We start from the raw sequence: 18,118 nt of genomic DNA, 5'->3' as shown, positions 1-18,118 counted from the left end.
ACTGGGCGTCCCCCACGCAGTCTGCCGGGATTTGCGTCGCTATCCAACGCCTCGCGTCTCCTTTTCCGAATTTGCTCACGCAACAACGAGATTGCCATGTCCAACATCGTCATCGCCGCCGCCAAGCGCACCGCCATCGGTTCCTTCCTCGGCCAGTTCACCGGCGTGCCCACCCCGACCCTCGGCGCAGCGGCCATCGCCGCCGCGCTGGAACAGTCCGGTGTCCCTGCTGCGGATGTTTCCGAAGTCATCATGGGCTGCGTGCTGCCGGCCAACCTGGGCCAAGCCCCTGCCCGCCAGGCGGCCATCGCCGGCGGACTGCCGCTGTCCACCGGCGCCACCACGCTCAACAAAGTCTGCGGTTCGGGCATGAAGGCGATCATGCTGGGGCACGATCTGATCAAGGCCGGCTCGGCCCGCATCGTGGTGGCCGGTGGCATGGAATCGATGACCAATGCGCCGCACCTGCTGCCCAATTCGCGCACCGGCAACCGCTTTGGCAACTTCCAGGCTGTCGACCACATGGCCCACGATGGTCTGGTCAACGCCTACGACGGCAAGGCAATGGGGGAGTTCGCCGAATGTACGGTGGACAAGTACCAGTTCACCCGCGAGGAACAGGACGCCTACGCGATCGAGTCGGTAAAGCGCGCGCAGGCCGCGCAGGCCAACGGCGCATTCGCTGACGAGATCGTCGCGGTGAAGGTCACCACCCGCAAGGGCGACGTCGAGATTTCCCTCGACGAACAGCCGACACGCGCCGACATCGGCAAGATCCCGACCCTGCGTCCGGCGTTCAAGAAGGACGGGACGGTCACGGCCGCCAGCTCGTCCAGCATCTCCGACGGTGCGGCTGCGGTCGTGCTGCTGTCGGAAGACGATGCCAAGGCGCGCGGCCTGCAGCCGCTGGCGCGCATCGTGGCCCACGCTACCCACTCGCAGGAACCGGAGTGGTTCACCACCGCGCCGATCGGTGCGATCCATACGCTGCTTGAAAAAGCGGGCTGGGCGCTGGAGGATGTGGACCTGTTCGAAATCAACGAAGCGTTCGCCGTGGTGGCCATGGCGCCGATGCGCGAACTGGGCATCGCCCACGACAAGTTGAACGTCAACGGCGGCGCCTGCGCACTGGGCCATCCGATCGGTGCCTCGGGCGCGCGACTGGTGGTCACCTTGGTGCACGCATTGCGCAGCCGCGGTGGCAAGCGCGGCATCGCTACGCTGTGCATCGGCGGTGGCGAAGCAACGGCCATTGCCATCGAATTGATTTGATTGAGTTTAACGCCCGTTTCGCAAAACTGAATGCGGGATCGCTTGACAGCCAATCTTGGCTTGTCATCATGTTGACGGCGCGCAACTGCGCGTTGCCTATCTAACGACGACGAGGATTCACCAAATGAGCATCAACAAGCTGCTGGTTGCTATGTCCCTGGCCCTGGCCCTGGCTGCCTGCTCGAAGCAGGAAGCTGCCCAGGACGCCGCCGCTTCGGCCAACGAAGCTGCCACCGAAGCGCAGGCCGCTGCTGACCAGGCTGCTGCTGCTGGCTCGCAGACCGCTGACGCTGCTCAGCAGGCTGCTGACACCGCCGCTACCGCTGCTGACGCTTCGGCCGACGCTGCTGGTCAGGCTGCTGGCGCTGCCACCGACGCTGCTGCTGACGCCGCTGCCGACGCTGCCAAGGCTGCCGAAGGCACCGCCGAGCAGGCCAAGGACGCTGCTGAAGAAGCCAAGAAGTAATAACTTCTTTCTTCACGCTGTTCTGAAGAAGCCGCTGGTTCGCCAGCGGCTTTTTCTTTGCCCGTCGTTCGGGTGATCGAACGGGTGAGACCCCCTCGCGGCTGTCTGCGGTGAAGCAGTACGTGGGATAGGCCGGGCGGTGGGGCTGGTCGGGGGACGGCAAAAACTGCGTCCATGCGTGCCTCGTTTCGCGCCATCCATGGCGCTCAACGCCCCCGCCCAGCCCCACCGCCCGGCCCCTGACAGGTTCCGTGGCCGCCCGCCGCGCATGGAAAAAAAATAAAAGCGGTAGCGCCGACCCATGGTCGGCGGGCGCAGCGGGCCGTTGGCGGGAACATTCCGCCGAGCACGGCTCGGCGCTACAGATTGCGATAATCCGTCGGGTGGAGGAGCCCCTGAGTCAGGGGCGGCCGCGAAGCGGCGGGGTGTGGGTGCTGGTGAGACGGGGCCCGCGGTTTGCGAAGCAAAGCGTGGGAGCGGCAGCGCGAATGCGATGACGTGGACCCGCCATCCATGGCACTCAACGCCCCCGCCCCGCCCCACCGCCCGGCCCCCTGACAGGTTCCGTGGCCGCCCGCCGCGTATGAAAAAAAAGAAAAGCGGTAGCGCCGACCCATGGTCGGCGAGCGCAGCGGGCCGTTGGCGGAAACATTCCGCCGAGCACGGCTCGGCGCTACCGCAAGCCTCGTTGACCCGTCGGGTGGAGGGAGCCCCTGCGCTCAACGCCCCCGCCCCGCCCCACCGCCCGGCCCCCCTGACAGGTCCCGTGCCCGCCCGCCGCGTATGAAAAAAAGAAAAGCGGTAGCGCCGACCCATGGTCGGCGGAATCCATCAAACCCCATTCCCCACGAATCCGCCGACCATGGGTCGGCGCTACCGATTCGAGGGCCGCCATGGACCTGTCGAAGGTGGGGCGGGGTGGGTTGGCGGGGGTGTTGAGCGCCATGGATGGCGCGAAACAAGGCACGCAGGAGCGGCTTCTGCCGTCCCCCGCCAACCCACCCCGCCCCGCCATCACGCGGCCCTGCAGCCGTTGCCGTTGCCGTTGCCCTTGCTCTTGCCTTCAAGCCGCGCGCACGCGCAAACAGACTTCACCCGCCATCGACCCGCACATGAATAGGCTGGCGCTCACTGAAACCCTGACCTGGAGCGCGCCATGACCATCCGCACCCTCACCACCTCCCTGCTGGCCGCTTCCCTCGTCTTCGGCCTTGCTGCCTGCAAGGGCCCGGAAGCCGAGCAGGCGCGCCAGGACGCCGCACAGGCCGCCGACAGCGCCGGCGTGGCCGCGCGCGATGCCGTTGACCGCGCCGCTGCCGCTACCCGCAACGCCGCCGATGATGCCTCCGCTGCCTCGGCGACGGCCGCTGCCGATACCCAGCAGGCGCTGGACCGCGCGGCGGATGCCACGGCCAATGCAGCAGCAGAAGCCAAGGTCGCCGCCAAGGATGCTGCCGCCCATGCCAGCGAAGCGACCGCCACCGCCGCGCAGAACGTGGCCGACAAAGCACGCGATGTCGCCGACGATGCCAAGGACACCGCCGACCACGGCAAGCACTGAATCACGCAGCCCTTCCACGTGGCAGGCGCCGGAGGCATCCGGCGCCTTTTTCATGCCGCCGCTCAGGGCAGCGCGCGCGCCAACATCGCGCCGAAATCGAGATCGGCGGGCAAGGTACCGAACGCCAGGCCGTGCTGCGCGCATAGACGGCTGCGCACGAAGGCCGCCGCGAACGGACTACCCGCGCGCAGCAGGATCGCAGCCTGCAACAGCAGCGCAAGCCGCTCGCAATGCAGGCGCGCCATGACCGGTGCGACCGGCACGTCGTGCCAGCACCGTGAGAGCGCCTCGTCGAAGTGGCTGTCCAGGCCCGTGGCGGACAGCAGTTCCTCGTACAGGGCCTGGCGCGCCTGCGGCTCGCGCTGCAGCGTACGCAGCAGGTCCAGGCATTGGATGTTGCCGCTGCCTTCCCATATCGAGTTGAGCGGCGCCTGCCGGTACAGCCGGGGCAGCATCGACTCTTCCACGTAGCCTGCCCCGCCCAGGCATTCCTGCGCCTCGTTGACGAACACCGCGGCGCGCTTGCAGACCCAGTACTTGCCCAGTGCCGTGCCCACCCGGGCCACCAGCGCGCGCTGCGGATCGCGCGATGCAGCATCCACCGCCGCGGCGACGTGCAGGGCCAGCGCCGTAGCGGCCTCGGACTCCAGCGCCAGATCGGCCAGCACGTTGGCCATCAGCGGGTGGTCGCACAGGCGCTCACCGAAGGTGCGGCGATGGCGCGCGTGGTGCAGGGCCTGGGCCAGCGCCATGCGCATCTCTGCCGCCGCACCGAGCATGCAGTCCAGCCGGGTCATCATCACCATGTGGATGATGGTCGCTACACCGCGCCCTTCTTCGCCCACGCGCCACGCCTGGGCGCCGGTGAACTCCACTTCGCTGGATGCGTTCGCCCAGTCACCCAGCTTGTCTTTCAACCGCATCAACTGGAACGCATTGCGATCGCCATCGGCGAGCCGCCGCGGCATCAGCAGGCAGGTCAGGCCCGCCGGTGCCTGCGCGAGTACCAGGAAGCCATCGGACATCGGCGCAGAGAAAAACCATTTATGCCCGACGAGCCGATAGCTGCCATCCGCGCAGGGCTCGGCATGGGTCTGGTTGGCACGTACGTCCGAGCCGCCCTGCTTCTCCGTCATGCCCATGCCCAGCGTGATGCCGGCTTTGTCGGCCACCGGCACATCGCGCGGGTCGTATACCGGCGCGGCCGCCTTGCGCGCCCAGTCGGACAGCACCGGGTGGTCGGCCAGTACGGCGACCGCCGCGTGGGTCATGGTCAAGGGGCAGCTGGTGCCGGCCTCTGCCTGGTGGTGCAGATAGCTCAAGGCCGCGCGCGCCACGTGCGCCCCCGGCCGTGGCTCATGCCAGGACAGGCCGGCAACGCCATGTTCCTTTCCCAGTTGCAGCAACTGGTGGTAGGCCGGCGTGAACTCGACGGTGTCGATGCGATGGCCCTGTGCATCGTGGGTGCGCAGCCGTGGCCGGTCACGATTCGCTTCGAAGCCCAACCGATACAGCGTGTCACCGGCCAACACGCCGTACGCCGCCAGCCGCGGCACGAACGACGACGCGCCGGCACGATCCACCGCCTCCACCAGTGCTGCGTCGTCCGACCACAGATGCCGCCCGGCAAAGGGTGGGGGCTGGTTCTGAACCCCGTGGGTCTGGAACGCGGCAGGATCGGTGCGCATGGCGGAGGCCTCCTTGGCAGCAGCAAAGCACGATTCTGCCGCACTGCCGTGGTCGCTGCTGTTCAGGCGGATTCTCACCTCCTGCACGAATGCATCGGCACAGTGCGGGCATGAGCAGACGCGACGATCTGGTGGTACTGCGGCCCGAAGGACTGTATTGCCCCGCTGGCGACTTCCACATCGACCCTTGGCGGCCGGTGCCGCGCGCGGTGATCACCCACGGCCATGGCGACCACGCCCGGGGCGGCATGGGCGAGTACTTCTGCAGCCTGTCCAGCGCGGCGATCCTGCGCTGGCGACTGGGTGATGTCCGCATCCACACCCACGGCTGGGGCGTGCCCTTCCGCATGGGCGCGGTCGAGGTGTCGCTGCATTCGGCCGGCCACGTGCTGGGCTCGGCCCAAGTACGCATCGACGACGGCGAGCAGGTCTGGGTGGCCTCGGGCGATTACAAGCGGCAGCCCGATCCTACCTGCGACCCCTTCGAGGTCGTGCCCTGCGATACCTTCATCACCGAAGCGACCTTCGCCTCGCCGATCTACCGCTGGCCCGATACCACCGAGGTGGCCGCCGACATCGTGGCGTGGCGCCGCGAATGCGGTGAGCGCGGCGAGGCGGCGATCCTGCTCTGTTACTCGCTGGGCAAGGCGCAACGGTTACTGGGCGAACTGCTGCCACTCGACGATCAGCCTGCCTGGTTGCACGGCGCCATCGACAACGGCGTGCAGGTCTATCGGCAGGCCGGCATCCCGATGCTGGCCACCGAAGCCGTCGCCGAACAGGGACGCCAGCCGGACTCCGCGGGTCGCCTGGTACTGGCACCGCCGTCGGCGGCCGGCACGCCGTGGGTGCGGCGTTTCGGTCGCCATCAACTGGCCTTCGCCTCCGGCTGGATGCACCTGCGTGGCAACCGGCGCCGCCGCAACGTCGACCGCGGCTTCGTGGTGTCCGACCACGCCGATTGGCCGGCGCTGCTGCAGACCATCGCGCAGACCGGCGCGTCGCGCATCATCGCCACCCATGGCAACACCGATGCGCTGATCCGCTACCTGCGCGAGAACGGCACCGCTGCCGAGGCCTTCCGTACCGATTACGGGAGCGAAGAATGAAGGCCTTCGCCGCGCTCTACCAGCGCCTTGACCGCAGCACCGCGACCGGCGACAAGCGCGCCGCGCTGGTCGACTATTTCCGTGCCGCCCCGCCACACGATGCGGCCTGGGCGCTGTACCTGCTCAGCGGCGGCAAGGTGGGCGGTGCACGCAGGAAGATCGCCGCCAGTGGCGAGCTGCGCGCGTGGTTGGTCGAAGCCACTGGCCTGCCCGCCTGGCTGGTGGAGGACAGCTACGAACAGGTGGGCGATCTTGCCGAGACACTTACCCTGCTGATCGATGAACCCGCGCAGGCCGCGGCGGACCGCTCACTGGTGGAGTGGATCGAAGGCCACCTGCTCGCCGTGGCGAACAGGGATGAAAGCGTGCGCCGCGCGGCCGTCGAACTCGGCTGGCAGTCGCTGCCGGCACCGCAGCGACTGGTCTTCAACAAACTGCTGACCGGGGCGCTGCGGGTCGGTGTTTCGCAGCGCCTGGTGCAACAGGCCCTGGCGGAACTGTCGGGGCTGGATATCGCGCGCATCGCCCAGCGCATGCTGGGTGAGTGGGTGCCCTCACCGGATCTGCTGGGCACCCTGCTGACGCACGAAGAACTGCCCTTGGATCGGCAGCAGCCCTATCCGTTCTACCTGGCCTCGCCGCTGGAAGCCGAGGCGCAGACGCTGGGCCCGGTGCAGGACTGGGTGCTGGAATGGAAATGGGATGGCATCCGCCTGCAGCTGCTGCGCCGCAAAGGCGAAGTCGCCCTGTGGTCGCGCGGCGAAGAACGGCTGGACGGGCGCTTCCCGGAGATAGAACAGGCCGCCGCCGCCCTGCCCGATGGCTGCGTGATCGACGGCGAACTGCTGGCGTGGGACGCCGACGACGACCTGCCGCGCGCCTTCACCGCCCTGCAGACCCGTATCCAGCGGCGCAAACCGGGGCCGGCCACCCTGCGCAGCACGCCCGTGCGGGTGCTGGCCTATGACCTGCTGGAACAGGACGGCGAAGACCTGCGCGGCGTGCCCCTGCAGCAGCGACGCGAGCGTCTGGCCGCGCTGCTGGAGCGCTTGGCCGACCCGCGCATCCAGCTGTCCCCGCAGGTGCAGGCCGACGACTGGCAGCAGGCGGCCACGCTGCGCGAAGAGGCCCGCGTGCGCGGCGTGGAAGGCCTGATGCTGAAACGGCGCGACTCGGTGTATCAGGCCGGGCGCCGACGCGGTGACTGGTGGAAATGGAAGGTCGACCCGCTGACCATCGATGCGGTGCTGCTGTATGCACAGGCCGGCCATGGCCGGCGCAGCACGCTGTACACCGATTACACCTTTGGCGTCTGGCACGGCGAAGAACTGGTACCGGTGGCCAAGGCCTACTCCGGCCTGGACGACAAGGAAATCCTCGCCCTCGACCGCTGGATACGGGCCAACACCCGCGAACGCTTCGGGCCAGTGCGCAGCGTCCGCGCCGAACAGGTGTTCGAACTGGGCTTTGAAGCAGTGAACATCAGCAAGCGGCACAAGTCCGGCATCGCCGTGCGCTTCCCGCGCATCCTGCGCTGGCGCCACGACAAGCCGGCCAGCGAAGCCGACCAGCTGGCACAGCTGCAGGCCCTCGCTCGATGACCCGAAGCGAGGCGCTGGCCCGCTTGACGGGATTCTTCAGCGAACGTGGATGGCGCCCACTGCCGTTCCAGCGCACGATGTGGCGGCACTACCTGGACGGCGCCTCCGGCCTGCTGCACACGCCCACCGGCAGCGGCAAGACGCTGGCGATGTTCGGCGGACCGCTGCTGCAGGCCCTGCTGGACCCATTGCCCACACCAGCCCGTCGCAGCGCCGTACGGCCGTTGCAGGTGCTGTGGGTGACGCCCCTGCGCGCGCTGGCCACCGACACCGCACGCGCGCTCCAGGAGCCGCTGAAGGCCATCGGCCTCGACTGGCAGGTAGGCCTGCGCAGCGGCGACGCCAGCAGCCGTGACAAACGCCTGGCGCGCGAAGGACGGCTGGACGTGCTGGTGACCACGCCGGAATCGCTGGCGCTGTTGCTGAGCTACCCCGATACGCTGGCCCGCATGCGCCAGCTGCGCTGCATCGTCGTCGACGAATGGCACGAGCTGCTGGGCAGCAAACGCGGTGTGCTGCTGCAGCTCAACCTGGCACTGCTGCGCGATGCAGCTCCCGCGGTGCAGCTTTGGGGGCTGTCGGCCACCCTCGGCAACCTTGATCAGGCCCGTGCGGTGCTGCTGCCTGATCGTCACGATGCCCTGAGCGTGGAAGGCGCGCGGCCGCGCCCGGTACGCGTGCGCAGCCTGCTGCCCGAACCCGGCGAACGCTTTCCCTGGGCCGGCCATCTCGGGCTGCGCCAGCTGCCGCGTGTGCTGCAGACGGTGATGGCTGCACGCAGCAGCCTGCTGTTCACCAACACCCGAGCGCAGGCCGAGCTGTGGCATCAGGCATTGGCTGCCGTGTGGCCGGAAGACCTGCACACCCTGGCCCTGCACCACGGCTCGCTGGACCCGGCCCTGCGCCAGCAGGTGGAAGATGGCCTGCGTAGCGGCACGCTGCGCTGCGTGGTGGCCACCTCCAGCCTTGACCTGGGCGTGGACTTTCCCGAAGTCGATCAGGTGCTGCAACTGGGCAGCCCGAAGGGCGTGGCGCGCCTGCGGCAACGCGCCGGTCGCGCCCGCCACCGCCCCGGTGCCAGTGGCGAGATCGTGTGCATTCCCAGCCACGCGTTGGAGCTTGCCGAATATGCCGCCGTCCGCCGCGCGCTGGACGACGGCGTGGTGGAAGCGCGGCGGCCGTTGCAGTTGTCGCTGGACGTGCTGGCGCAACACTGCATCAGCCGCGCCCTGGCCGGCGGCTTCGAGGCCGACGCGCTGTTGGCGCAGGTGCGCCGCACCCATGCCTTCGCCGAGGTGACCGATGCGCACTGGCAGGCCGTACTCGAGTTCATCGTGCAGGGCGGTCGCGCGTTGTCGCAGTACCCCGACTTTCACAAGGTAGTGCGCGACGACGATGGCCAGTACCGCGTGCATGACCGCCGCCAGGCGCTGCGCCATCGGCTGTCGATCGGCACCATCAGCAGTGACGGCAGCGTCCGCGTGCAGTTCATGCGCGGCGGCGGGTTGGGCGCCGTGGAGGAACAGTTCGCCAGCCGCCTGCGCCGCGGCGACCGCTTCCAGTTCGCGGGCCGACTGCTGGAACTGGTGAAGCTGCAGGACATGACCGCCTATGTGCGCCTTGCCCGTGGCGGCGAGGGGGCGGTACCGCGCTGGCAGGGTGGCCAGTTGGCGCTGTCCCCATCGCTGGGGCGCGAGCTGGAGGCCGTGCTCGGCGGCGCCGACGACAGCCCCGAGTCGCAGTGGCTGCACCCGCTGCTGGGCCTGCAGGAACGGCTGTCGGCGCGTCCGTCGCCGGCCCATGTGCTGATCGAAGACGTGCGTCGGCGCGAGGGCCAGTTCCTGTTCCTGTATCCCTTTGCCGGTCGCCATGTGCACGAGGCCCTGGCGGCCCTGTTGGCATTGCGCTGCACGCGGCTGCAGCGCAACAGCATCGGCTACGCGGTGAACGACCATGGCCTGGTGCTGGCCCCGGCGCTGCCGCAGGCGCTCGACGAACTGCAGTGGCGCGCCCTGCTGTCCGCCGACGGCCTGTTGGATGACCTGCGCGCGGCGGTCAACCTGGGCGAACTGGCACGCCGCCAGTTCCGCGGCATTGCGCGCGTCGCCGGCCTGCTGGTACCCAGCCTGCCCGGTGGCATGCCGCGTTCGCTGCGCCAACTGCAGGCATCGTCAGGCCTGCTGTATGACGTGCTGCGCGAGCACGACCCCGATCACATGCTGCTGCGATTGGCCGAGCACGAAGTGCTGCATGACAGCCTGGACATCGAAGGACTGCACGCGACGTTGCAGTGGCTGGGTGCCCGGGCCCTGTGCCTGCGTGCGCCGACCTCACTCACGCCACTGGGCTTCCCGCTGTGGGCCGAGCGCCTGCGCGGCCAGCTGAGCAACGAAGACTGGCGCACGCGGGTGCTGCGTGCGTCGCAGCAACTGGAGAAGCGGCATGGACGATGACGTACGCGTACAGCTGGGGGACGAAGAAGCGGTGCTGTTGGGCGAGCGTGCGCTGTGGCTTCCCCAGCGCGGCGCGGTGCTGATCGCCGACCTGCACCTGGGCAAGGCGGACATCTTCCGCCGCGCCGGCATTGCCTTGCCGGTGGGCGGCACCCACAGCGACCTGCAGCGTCTGCAGCAGCTGGTAGAGCGCACTGACTGCAGTCAGCTTTGGATCCTGGGGGACGTGCTGCACGGCCCGGTGCATCGCGCCCCATGGCATGCGCAATGGCTGGGCTGGCGCGAGCAGCAGCCCCGCCTGCAGGTCCATGTGGTGCGTGGCAATCACGATCGCGCCCTGTCCAAGGCGACGCTGGCGGTGGACGTGCATGAGCGCCAGGCGATGCTCGGGCCTTTCGTGCTGCAGCATGAGCCGGAACCGGCCGAGGACGGCGCGCATGTGATTGCGGGCCACCTGCACCCGCAGGCTGCGCTGCCTGGCCTGCCGCGACGACTACCGGCATTCTGGCTGCGTGGACACATGACGGTGCTGCCGGCCTTCTCGGCCTTCACCGCTGGCGTAGTGCCGCGCCTGCAGACGGGCGAGCAGATGGCGGCCTGTGGGGATGGGGCGGTGTTTCTGCTGCCAAAGCGCGTTTAGCAGGTCCTGCGCCCGGGGTGGGACCCCGCGCGCATCGCTCACGGGATCCTACCGGTGGGGCGTGGTGCTTCAGGCGACGGCGAGCATCTCAGGCATCAACCGAAAATCCACGTCACGCCCTTCTACCCGCCGGGGCAATGCGCGGATGGTCGCGAGCATCTCCTGCGCGCAGGTACGGACATACCCGTGGTGCTCTGGCGAAGAATGGCTGATCAGACTACCGACATGGAACTCGAACACGTCTTCGAGCACGTCCGGCTGGTCTTCGTGCAGCATCTGCAACAGTCCGCGCAGCTTGCAGATTTCCGATTCCAGCGCTTCGGCCGAGAACAACATGACAGACTCCTTTGCATTCGGCTCACCCGAGCCAACTGGGGCAGCAGCGCCGGGCCGCAGGCGGTGCGCGATGCAGGATCACGTATCACAGGGGCCACACGCGTGTGCGTACCCCCTACTTGTGCCACGAGGCAGGTGAGCCGGCTGTCAACTTATTGCAGTGCGGCATTAACATCAGGCGGCAGGGGCGTGTTCACAGACGCCGCAGGGCGCCTTTCCAGCGCATCGATGAATGCGGCCTCCAACGGCAACGTACCCAGCCACCCCTGCTGGGTGCCGCTGAGCACGCGCAGCATGTGGCCGCGCCCTCCCGGCATGCGCCCCATCGGCCCCAGCAGGACGTCACGGGCCTTTGCCCAGGCATCGCGGTCAGACTGGAACAGCGGCGTCAGCCAGCGGCTCCAGCGCTGGTACACGGCCACGTGGGCACGCCGCTGGGCCTGATAGGCCTGCAAGGCCGCCTCGCCGCGCCCGTGCACCCGCAGCGCGTCACGCAGCACCAGCGCATCCATCAGGGCCATGTTGACCCCCTGCCCCAATTGCGGGCTCATCGAATGCGCTGCATCGCCGGCCAGCACCAGCCGCCCCGTGTGCCAGCGGTGCACCACGGCATCGCGGTAACTGGCGCGGGCAAGCTGGCCGGCGTCCTGCAGGTGGGCAAAGCGGGCCCCCGCTTCGGGCCACAACGCGTGGAGTTCATCCAGCCACGGCTGCAGGCCGTCCTGCTCCCAGCGCGCGAAGTCGTGGCACGGCAGGCTCCAGAAGAAGCTCAGCCGCGGCGTGTCATCGCCGGGCCGGGTGCCCACCGGCAGCAGCCCGATCATCTTGCGCGCGGCGACGTAGCGCTGCCTGAGCTCATTCACGTGGGGCCAGTCTTCGGCAGGCAGCAGGCACCACAGGGCGCCCCAGGGATACACCCGGTCCAGGGTGGTGCCGCCCACCTGCGCGCGCAGCGCCGAGGCGGAGCCGTCGGCGGCGATGACCAGGTCATAGGGGCCATGCTGCCGCCCCTGCGCGTCACGCAGCAGGCCGCGTTCGCTGTCCACCGCGGTAATGGCGGTTCCCGCGTGCAGGACACCGGTGCCTTCACGCGCCTGGTCCAGCAGCTGGAACAGCGCGCCGCGCTGCATGCCCAGCCCGTGCAGGCGTGGATCCAGCCCGTCGTAGCCCATGTCCATCACCGCCCGCCCGCAGGGCGTGTCGCCGTGCAGGCGGTGCACCGGGGCCGCGTGCGCGCGCACCGCATCCAGCAGCCCCATGCGCCACAGCACCTGCAGGCCACTGGGCTGGAGCAGGAACCCGGCGCCCACCGGGCCGGGCGCGGGTGCCCGTTCGAAGATATCGACGTGATGGTCGTCACGCCCCAGCAGGATGGCCAATGCCTGGCCGGCGGTTCCGTAGCCGATGACGGCGATGCGCATGCGGGAGTCCATTCGGAGAGTGTGCCTGATCTGCGCAGCGGGCAAAAAAAACCCCGCCGAGGCGGGGTTTTTCAACACGCAGACGCGGAAATCAGGCAGCCTGGATGTTGGAAGCCTGGTCGCCCTTCGGGCCCTGGGTCTTTTCGAAGGTCACTTTCTGGCCTTCCTGCAGGGACTTGAAGCCGCTGCCAGAGATGGCGGAGAAGTGCGCGAACAGATCAGCGCCGCCGTCGTCCGGAGTAATAAAGCCAAATCCTTTGGCGTCGTTGAACCACTTAACGGTACCTGTTGCCATGTTGATGCGAGACCTTTGCAATGAATGGGTGGTGTGCGCAAAAACCCTGCGCACCGGGCGAGTATGCAAACCTTGCCCGAGGATGACAATCACCCCCGTGCCAATTCACCAATCAATTCGGGCAATCCGTTGGACGCAGCCTGCACATTGGCGAGCACTTCGGCCATGGTGATTTCCTCTCCGGACCCACACCCAGCGGCCCAATTGGCCACAATCGCGAGGCAGGCATAGTCCAGTCCGAGCTCGCGGGCGAGGGCTGCTTCGGGCATTCCGGTCATGCCGACCAGATCGCACCCATCCCGCCGCATGCGCGCGATTTCCGCGCTGGTTTCCAGTCGTGGACCCTGGGTCGCGCCGTAACAGCCGCCGTCGTGGACTGTGACACCAGTCACTTTTGCGGCGGCAAGAATTTTGCTCCGCAGCATCGGCGTGTAGGGGTGGCCGAAATCCACGTGCAGCACCTCGCTGCCCGGTTCTTCACACAGGGTGGAAATACGCCCCCACGTGTAGTCGATCAGCTGGTCCGGACAGGCCAGCACGCGCGGACCGAAGGCATCGCCGATGCCGCCGACCGTATTCAGCGCCAGCACGCGCTGCGCGCCGATCTGCTGCAGGGCCGCCAGGTTGGCCCGGTAATTGATCTTGTGCGGCGGCAGCGAGTGCCCCTCGCCGTGCCGGGCGAGGAACGCCACGCGATGGCCCAGCAGCGTGCCGACGCGGATCGGGCCGGAAGGGGTGCCGTAGCGGGTATCGACCTGGTGCGTCTGCACGTCGTCCAGCTGGGCGAGCGAATACACGCCCGTCCCGCCGATGACCGCCAATGCGATCTGCTGCATCAGCCTTCCTTCATCGCATAGATGGCCGGCAGGCAGCGCAGCGTCTCGTTCACGTCCATGCCGAAGCCGAACACATAGCGGTCCGGCAGGTCCACGCCCGCGTAATCGGCGTGCACGTCCGGCAGCGCGCGGTCGTGCTGCTTGACCGTCAGCGCGGCGATGCGCACGTCGGTGGCGCCCTGTTCCAGGCACCACGTGCGCACGCCCTGCAGGGTATAGCCCTCATCGAGGATGTCATCGACGAGCAGCACCCGCCGACCGAACAGTGCGGTGGCCGGCTTGTGCTTCCACACCAGGTCGCCGCCAGTGGTTTCACCCCGGTAGCGCGTGGCATGCAGGTAATCGAACTGCACGTCCTGGCCACGGGCACCCAGCTCCAGTGCGAGCTGGCCGGCGAACGGCAGCGCACCGTGCATGATCGACAGGAACAGCGGCACTTCGCCCTTGTAGTCCGCCGCGATGGCGTCGGCAATGCGGCCGATGGCCTGGTCGATGGTGGCGCGGTCGACCAGCAGGTCGGCCTGTTCCAGCGCCTGGGAGATGGTGAGGTTGGGCATCAGACGGTTCTTCCAGAAAGTTCAAGCAGATGGGTTCGTGTATCGCCATGGCGGGCGTCGGCCAACAGGCCGTCCCAGCCAAGCGCGCCGCGGCCGATCAGGCCCAGCAGCGCGGCGGTGTTGCAGGTGCGGTGTTCCACCGCACGCAGGGATTCTTCCACCAGTTCAGGATGGCATACCAGCACGACATCGCACCCCGCGTCGAGGTGCGCGTCCACGCGCGCCTTCACTCCACCGGCGCTGAACGAAGCCGCCATGCCGATGTCGTCGGAGAACACGACGCCACGGAAGCCCATTTCGCCGCGGAGGATCTCCTCGATCCAGCGCCGCGAGTAGCCTGCCGGCTCGGGCGCGACACGGGGGTAGACCACATGCGCCATCATCACCGCATCGGCGCCCGCGTCGATGCCCGCGACGAAGGGGACCAGGTCGCGCGCGCGCAGTTCGTCCAGCCCACGGGGATCGATCGCGGTGTCCACGTGGGTGTCCTCGATGACCGTGCCGTGTCCCGGGAAATGCTTGAGCGTGGCGGCCATGCCGGCGCTGTGCATGCCACGGACATACGCCGCGGTGAACGCCGCGACGGTCTGCGGATCATCGCTGAAGGCACGATCGCCGATCGCACGGTTGCCATGGCCGAGGTCCACGACGGGTGCAAAGCTGAGGTCCACGCCACTGGCACGTATCTCGCTGGCCATCAGCCAGGCGTGCTGTTCGGCCCGGGCCAGCGCCGCCTGCGGATCGTCCGCATAACCGGCGCCGAGCTGCTGCAGCGGCGGCAGCGCACTGTAGCCCTCGCGGAAGCGCTGCACGCGCCCCCCCTCCTGGTCCACGCAGATCAACTGCGGGCGCGGCGCAGCGTCACGGATCGCAGCGGATAACGCTGCCACCTGCTGCCGGTCCTGGAAATTCCGCTTGAACAACACCACGCCGGCCACCGCATCGTGCTGCAGCCAGTCACGCTCCTGCGCAGTCAGTTCAGTTCCGGCAACGCCGATCAGCAGCATGGTCAGGTCTCCACTCCGGGCGCCGCATTGTCTCAGAGCCACTCAAAAAAGGGGACGGAGGGGATTAAGTCGCATTCACCCCGCCCGCGGTCCGACAGCCAGAAACGACTTAATCCCCTCCGTCCCCTTTTTGCCATCGGGTGTAGGGGTGGGAGGCCAGGGCGACGTTGTAGTAGCGGGCCTGGTCGGTCACGTCTTTGCCGGCCCAGGGGGGCAGCGGTACGGGCTGGTCGGGATCGTCGAGTTCGACTTCGGCAACCACCAGGCCGGCGTTGTCGCCCAGGAACTCATCCACTTCCCACAACAGGCCTTCGTGGTGAACCAGATGGCGGCGCTTGTCGATCAGGCCACCCACGCACAGCGCCAGCAGCGCCCGTGCGTCGTCGAGGGGGATCGGGTACTCGAACTCCTGCCGGCTGCGGCCCAGCGTGCGGGATTTCAGGTTGAGCGCGGCAACATCGCCTTCGATGCGCACCCGCACCGACGCGTTCTGGTCACCGCGATCCAGCGCGCCCATGTCGTTGATGTAGCCCTGCGCCATCGGGATGACGGCGTGCGCGGCAGCGCGCCAGCCCTCACCGGTCACCAGGAATTTGCGTTCGATTTCAATGCCCATGCGGCGATTATGAAGCAACGGCGTGACGACAGATGCGCGTCACGCCCCTGCCCGGTCACCGGCGTTCGAACACCGCGATGCTTTCCACGTGCGCGGTGTGCGGGAACATGTCCATCGCCCCCGCACTGACCAGGGTGAAGCCGCGCTCCTTGACCAGATAGCCGGCATCGCGCGCCAGCGAACCCGGGTGGCAGCTGACGTAGACGATGCGCTTGAACTGCTCGAGCGGCAGCTGCTGCAGGACTTCGATCGCGCCGGAGCGCGGCGGATCCAGCAGCAGTTTGTCGAAGCCTTCCAGCATCCATGGCGCCTGGGTCTGGTCCTGGGTGAGGTCGGCGGCGTGGAAGCTGGCGTTGCCCAGCCCGTTGCGCTGTGCATTGTCCTTCGCCCGCGCCACCAACCCGGCATCGCCCTCCACCCCCACCACTTCGCGCACCCCGCGCGCCAGCGGCAGGGTGAAGTTGCCCAGGCCGCAGAACAGGTCCAGGACCCGCTCATCCGGACCGGCGTCCAGCAATGCCAACGCATGCTCGATCATCTTCACATTCAGGTTTGCATTGACCTGGATGAAGTCCAGCGGGCGGAACGCCAGCTCGATGTCCCACGGCGCCAGCCGGAACGACAGCGGCACTTCCTGCGGCCACAGCGGATGGACCGAATCCACGCCATCAGGCTGCAGGAAGATCGCAAACCCGTGCTCCTGCCCGAACGCGATCCACGCTGCACGATCGGCTGCGCTGAGTGGCTGCATGTGGCGGATGGTGAGTACGATGGCGTCGTCACCTGCGATGAATTCGATCTGTGGGATGTCGCGCTTGCCGTCCAGCGACTCGACGAACGCCGAGATCACCGAGACCTTCAGACCGATCTCCGGGATCACCGTCAGGCACTGCGACAGGTCCGCCACGAACCGTGGATCCAGCTCGCGGAAACCGACCAGCGTCTTGTCTTTCTTCTCTACGCGACGCACCGAGAACCGGCCCTTGCGGCGGTAGCCCCAGCTCTCACCGACCAGCGGCGGCAGCACCTGTTGCGGCTGCACATGGCCGATGCGCTGCAGGTTGTCCATCAGCACACGCTGCTTGGCCACGATCTGCTCGCTTTCCTCCAGGTGCTGCAGCACGCAGCCGGAGCACACCCCGAAATGCGGGCATTTCGGCTGCACGCGCAGCGGCGACGCCTGCACGACCTCGACCGTGCGTGCCTGGTCGAAATGCTTGCTGCGCGCGGTCGGCTCGGCTTTCACCACCTCGCCGGGCAGGGCGCCGGTGATGAAGGTGACCTTGCCGCCCTCGCCTTCACGGCGGGCAACGCCGCGGCCATCGTGGCTGAGGTCGAGGATGTCGGTTTCGAAAGGGGTACGGTCGATGCGGGAACGGTGACGGGCCACGTGGCGGAGGGCTGCGTGAGAAAAAGGGCGCGTATTGTCTCAGATAGGGCACGCAACCGCCTCTTCGCGCTTGCATGGTGGCCCGCGGCGTTTAATATGCGCATAGCTGACATGGAGGCAGCACTTATGCAGACGAGCCCGTCGCGGTCACCGCGCCCCCGTTTCCTGCTGGTCGAGGACGACATCATTACCTGCGGGTTCCTGAAAGCCGCATTGGAAACCCTGCCGGCCGACGTGGACACCGCCGATTCGCTGCGCGCGGCGACGGCCTGCGTGCAGCAATGCCGGTATGACCTGTGGCTGATCGATGCCAACCTGCCCGATGGGCACGGCAGCGAGCTGCTGCAGCGCCTGCATCCGCTGCACCCCGATACACCGGCGCTGGCCCACACCGCAGACCGTGACTCCCGCCTGCATGTGCGCCTGCGCGAAGCGGGCTTCAGCGAGGTGCTGGTCAAGCCGCTGGGTCGCGAAGACCTGCTGAAGGTGGTGCGCCGCAGCCTGGGGCGCGGCGCCGCGTATCGAACGACACCGATGGTGTCGACGGGCCTGGTGCTCAACGAGGCGCAGGACTGGGATGAAATCACGGCTCTGGCCGCGCTGAACGGCCAGCGGACCCATCTGGTTGCCCTGCGCGAGCTGTTCCTGGCCGAACTTCCCAGTGTGCGCGATGCGGTGGACATGGCCGTGGACCGTCATGACGAGCCGGCGCTGCGCAATCAGCTGCATCGTCTGCAGGCCAGCTGCGGCTTTGTCGGCGCGGCGCGGCTGAGCCGTGCGGTACGCACCCTGCACCAGATGCCGGCCTCGCACCAGGCGCAGGCGGGGTTCCGCGACGCGGTCGCGGCATTGCTGCACTGAACGGGGGGC

General features: G+C 68.0%; 17 protein-coding genes. 8 read left to right on the top strand and 9 right to left on the bottom strand.

Translation table 11 applies throughout. The features are described from left to right. Nucleotides 1-96 precede the first annotated feature (96 nt). The 3 genes from IFT58_RS08185 (at nucleotide 97) to IFT58_RS08175 (ending at nucleotide 3,299) form a co-directional block, all read left to right on the top strand. The gene (locus IFT58_RS08185) at nucleotides 97-1,272 is read left to right on the top strand and encodes an acetyl-CoA C-acyltransferase (RefSeq protein WP_192081910.1); all 1,176 of its coding nucleotides are present in this window, start codon (nucleotides 97-99) and stop codon (nucleotides 1,270-1,272) included. A gap of 124 nt (nucleotides 1,273-1,396) precedes the next feature. Next, on the top strand, nucleotides 1,397-1,738 hold the full coding sequence (locus tag IFT58_RS08180; RefSeq protein WP_188326610.1) for a hypothetical protein: 342 nt from the start codon (nucleotides 1,397-1,399) through the stop codon (nucleotides 1,736-1,738). A gap of 1,156 nt (nucleotides 1,739-2,894) precedes the next feature. Next, nucleotides 2,895-3,299: a hypothetical protein gene (locus IFT58_RS08175; RefSeq protein ID WP_188326609.1), complete on the top strand. Its 405-nt coding sequence runs from the start codon at nucleotides 2,895-2,897 to the stop codon at nucleotides 3,297-3,299. A 62-nt stretch (nucleotides 3,300-3,361) separates the two neighbouring features. On the opposite strand, the gene IFT58_RS08170 is transcribed toward IFT58_RS08175, so the two are convergent. After that, nucleotides 3,362-4,987, bottom strand: coding sequence for an acyl-CoA dehydrogenase family protein (locus tag IFT58_RS08170; protein WP_192094433.1), 1,626 nt, complete (start codon nucleotides 4,985-4,987; stop codon nucleotides 3,362-3,364). Nucleotides 4,988-5,097: 110 nt separating this feature from the next. On the opposite strand from IFT58_RS08170, the gene IFT58_RS08165 reads away from it, so the two are divergent. Genes IFT58_RS08165 through pdeM form a run of 4 tightly spaced genes read left to right on the top strand, consistent with a single transcriptional unit; the run spans nucleotide 5,098 to nucleotide 10,790 of the window. Further along, entirely contained in the window at nucleotides 5,098-6,096 is a 999-nt protein-coding gene (locus tag IFT58_RS08165) for a ligase-associated DNA damage response exonuclease (RefSeq protein WP_192081769.1), read from the top strand. After that, nucleotides 6,093-7,697 carry an ATP-dependent DNA ligase gene (locus IFT58_RS08160; RefSeq protein ID WP_192081768.1) on the top strand — a complete coding sequence of 535 codons (1,605 nt, stop codon included), beginning with the start codon at nucleotides 6,093-6,095 and terminating at the stop codon, nucleotides 7,695-7,697. The genes IFT58_RS08165 and IFT58_RS08160 overlap by 4 nt, the downstream gene beginning before the upstream one ends. Further along, entirely contained in the window at nucleotides 7,694-10,150 is a 2,457-nt protein-coding gene (locus IFT58_RS08155; protein ID WP_192094432.1) for a ligase-associated DNA damage response DEXH box helicase, read from the top strand. The genes IFT58_RS08160 and IFT58_RS08155 overlap by 4 nt, the downstream gene beginning before the upstream one ends. Next, nucleotides 10,140-10,790 carry a ligase-associated DNA damage response endonuclease PdeM gene (gene pdeM / locus IFT58_RS08150; protein WP_192094431.1) on the top strand — a complete coding sequence of 217 codons (651 nt, stop codon included), beginning with the start codon at nucleotides 10,140-10,142 and terminating at the stop codon, nucleotides 10,788-10,790. Before IFT58_RS08155 ends, pdeM begins: the two co-directional genes overlap by 11 nt. Before the next feature lie 69 nt (nucleotides 10,791-10,859). Here the strand turns inward: pdeM and IFT58_RS08145 are convergent, their stop codons facing one another. The 8 genes from IFT58_RS08145 to rlmD form a co-directional block, all read right to left on the bottom strand. Next, nucleotides 10,860-11,126: a hypothetical protein gene (locus IFT58_RS08145; protein WP_192081765.1), complete on the bottom strand. Its 267-nt coding sequence runs from the start codon at nucleotides 11,124-11,126 to the stop codon at nucleotides 10,860-10,862. Between the two features lie 152 nt (nucleotides 11,127-11,278). Continuing rightward, entirely contained in the window at nucleotides 11,279-12,559 is a 1,281-nt protein-coding gene (locus IFT58_RS08140) for an NAD(P)/FAD-dependent oxidoreductase (protein WP_192081764.1), read from the bottom strand. 79 nt (nucleotides 12,560-12,638) lie between these two features. Next, complete coding sequence (locus IFT58_RS08135; RefSeq protein ID WP_188326601.1) at nucleotides 12,639-12,842, bottom strand: cold-shock protein; 204 nt, start codon at nucleotides 12,840-12,842, stop codon at nucleotides 12,639-12,641. A gap of 89 nt (nucleotides 12,843-12,931) precedes the next feature. Further along, nucleotides 12,932-13,678, bottom strand: a complete 747-nt coding sequence (locus tag IFT58_RS08130; RefSeq protein WP_188326600.1) for an S-methyl-5'-thioinosine phosphorylase — start codon at nucleotides 13,676-13,678, stop codon at nucleotides 12,932-12,934. After that, nucleotides 13,678-14,235: a hypoxanthine-guanine phosphoribosyltransferase gene (locus IFT58_RS08125; RefSeq protein ID WP_188326599.1), complete on the bottom strand. Its 558-nt coding sequence runs from the start codon at nucleotides 14,233-14,235 to the stop codon at nucleotides 13,678-13,680. The genes IFT58_RS08130 and IFT58_RS08125 overlap by 1 nt, the downstream gene beginning before the upstream one ends. Then, nucleotides 14,235-15,242 (bottom strand): beta-N-acetylhexosaminidase, encoded by a 1,008-nt coding sequence (nagZ, locus tag IFT58_RS08120; RefSeq protein ID WP_192081763.1) that lies wholly within the window; start codon nucleotides 15,240-15,242, stop codon nucleotides 14,235-14,237. The genes IFT58_RS08125 and nagZ overlap by 1 nt, the downstream gene beginning before the upstream one ends. A gap of 109 nt (nucleotides 15,243-15,351) precedes the next feature. Further along, nucleotides 15,352-15,858 (bottom strand): CYTH domain-containing protein, encoded by a 507-nt coding sequence (locus IFT58_RS08115; protein WP_192081762.1) that lies wholly within the window; start codon nucleotides 15,856-15,858, stop codon nucleotides 15,352-15,354. A gap of 55 nt (nucleotides 15,859-15,913) precedes the next feature. Beyond that, nucleotides 15,914-17,248: a 23S rRNA (uracil(1939)-C(5))-methyltransferase RlmD gene (rlmD, locus tag IFT58_RS08110; RefSeq protein ID WP_192081761.1), complete on the bottom strand. Its 1,335-nt coding sequence runs from the start codon at nucleotides 17,246-17,248 to the stop codon at nucleotides 15,914-15,916. 126 nt (nucleotides 17,249-17,374) lie between these two features. Here rlmD and IFT58_RS08105 point away from each other — a divergent pair, with 126 nt between their 5' ends. Continuing rightward, complete coding sequence (locus tag IFT58_RS08105; RefSeq protein ID WP_188326595.1) at nucleotides 17,375-18,109, top strand: response regulator; 735 nt, start codon at nucleotides 17,375-17,377, stop codon at nucleotides 18,107-18,109. Nucleotides 18,110-18,118: the final 9 nt, after the last annotated feature.

This window comes from Stenotrophomonas sp. CFBP 13718 (assembly GCF_014842145.1).
GTDB lineage: Bacteria > Pseudomonadota > Gammaproteobacteria > Xanthomonadales > Xanthomonadaceae > Stenotrophomonas.
This window is presented reverse-complemented; position numbering and strand designations above follow the sequence as displayed.

Coding starts and splice junctions, on each gene's coding strand:
- IFT58_RS08170 (WP_192094433.1), bottom strand. CDS start 4,987: ATGCGCACCGATCCTGCCGCGTTCCAGACCCACGGGGTTCAGAACCAG.
- IFT58_RS08180 (WP_188326610.1), top strand. CDS start 1,397: ATGAGCATCAACAAGCTGCTGGTTGCTATGTCCCTGGCCCTGGCCCTG.
- IFT58_RS08160 (WP_192081768.1), top strand. CDS start 6,093: ATGAAGGCCTTCGCCGCGCTCTACCAGCGCCTTGACCGCAGCACCGCG.
- IFT58_RS08135 (WP_188326601.1), bottom strand. CDS start 12,842: ATGGCAACAGGTACCGTTAAGTGGTTCAACGACGCCAAAGGATTTGGC.
- IFT58_RS08145 (WP_192081765.1), bottom strand. CDS start 11,126: ATGTTGTTCTCGGCCGAAGCGCTGGAATCGGAAATCTGCAAGCTGCGC.
- IFT58_RS08140 (WP_192081764.1), bottom strand. CDS start 12,559: ATGGACTCCCGCATGCGCATCGCCGTCATCGGCTACGGAACCGCCGGC.
- IFT58_RS08165 (WP_192081769.1), top strand. CDS start 5,098: ATGAGCAGACGCGACGATCTGGTGGTACTGCGGCCCGAAGGACTGTAT.
- IFT58_RS08155 (WP_192094432.1), top strand. CDS start 7,694: ATGACCCGAAGCGAGGCGCTGGCCCGCTTGACGGGATTCTTCAGCGAA.
- IFT58_RS08125 (WP_188326599.1), bottom strand. CDS start 14,235: ATGCCCAACCTCACCATCTCCCAGGCGCTGGAACAGGCCGACCTGCTG.
- IFT58_RS08175 (WP_188326609.1), top strand. CDS start 2,895: ATGACCATCCGCACCCTCACCACCTCCCTGCTGGCCGCTTCCCTCGTC.
- IFT58_RS08130 (WP_188326600.1), bottom strand. CDS start 13,678: ATGCAGCAGATCGCATTGGCGGTCATCGGCGGGACGGGCGTGTATTCG.
- IFT58_RS08115 (WP_192081762.1), bottom strand. CDS start 15,858: ATGGGCATTGAAATCGAACGCAAATTCCTGGTGACCGGTGAGGGCTGG.
- pdeM (WP_192094431.1), top strand. CDS start 10,140: ATGGACGATGACGTACGCGTACAGCTGGGGGACGAAGAAGCGGTGCTG.
- nagZ (WP_192081763.1), bottom strand. CDS start 15,242: ATGCTGCTGATCGGCGTTGCCGGAACTGAACTGACTGCGCAGGAGCGT.
- IFT58_RS08185 (WP_192081910.1), top strand. CDS start 97: ATGTCCAACATCGTCATCGCCGCCGCCAAGCGCACCGCCATCGGTTCC.
- IFT58_RS08105 (WP_188326595.1), top strand. CDS start 17,375: ATGCAGACGAGCCCGTCGCGGTCACCGCGCCCCCGTTTCCTGCTGGTC.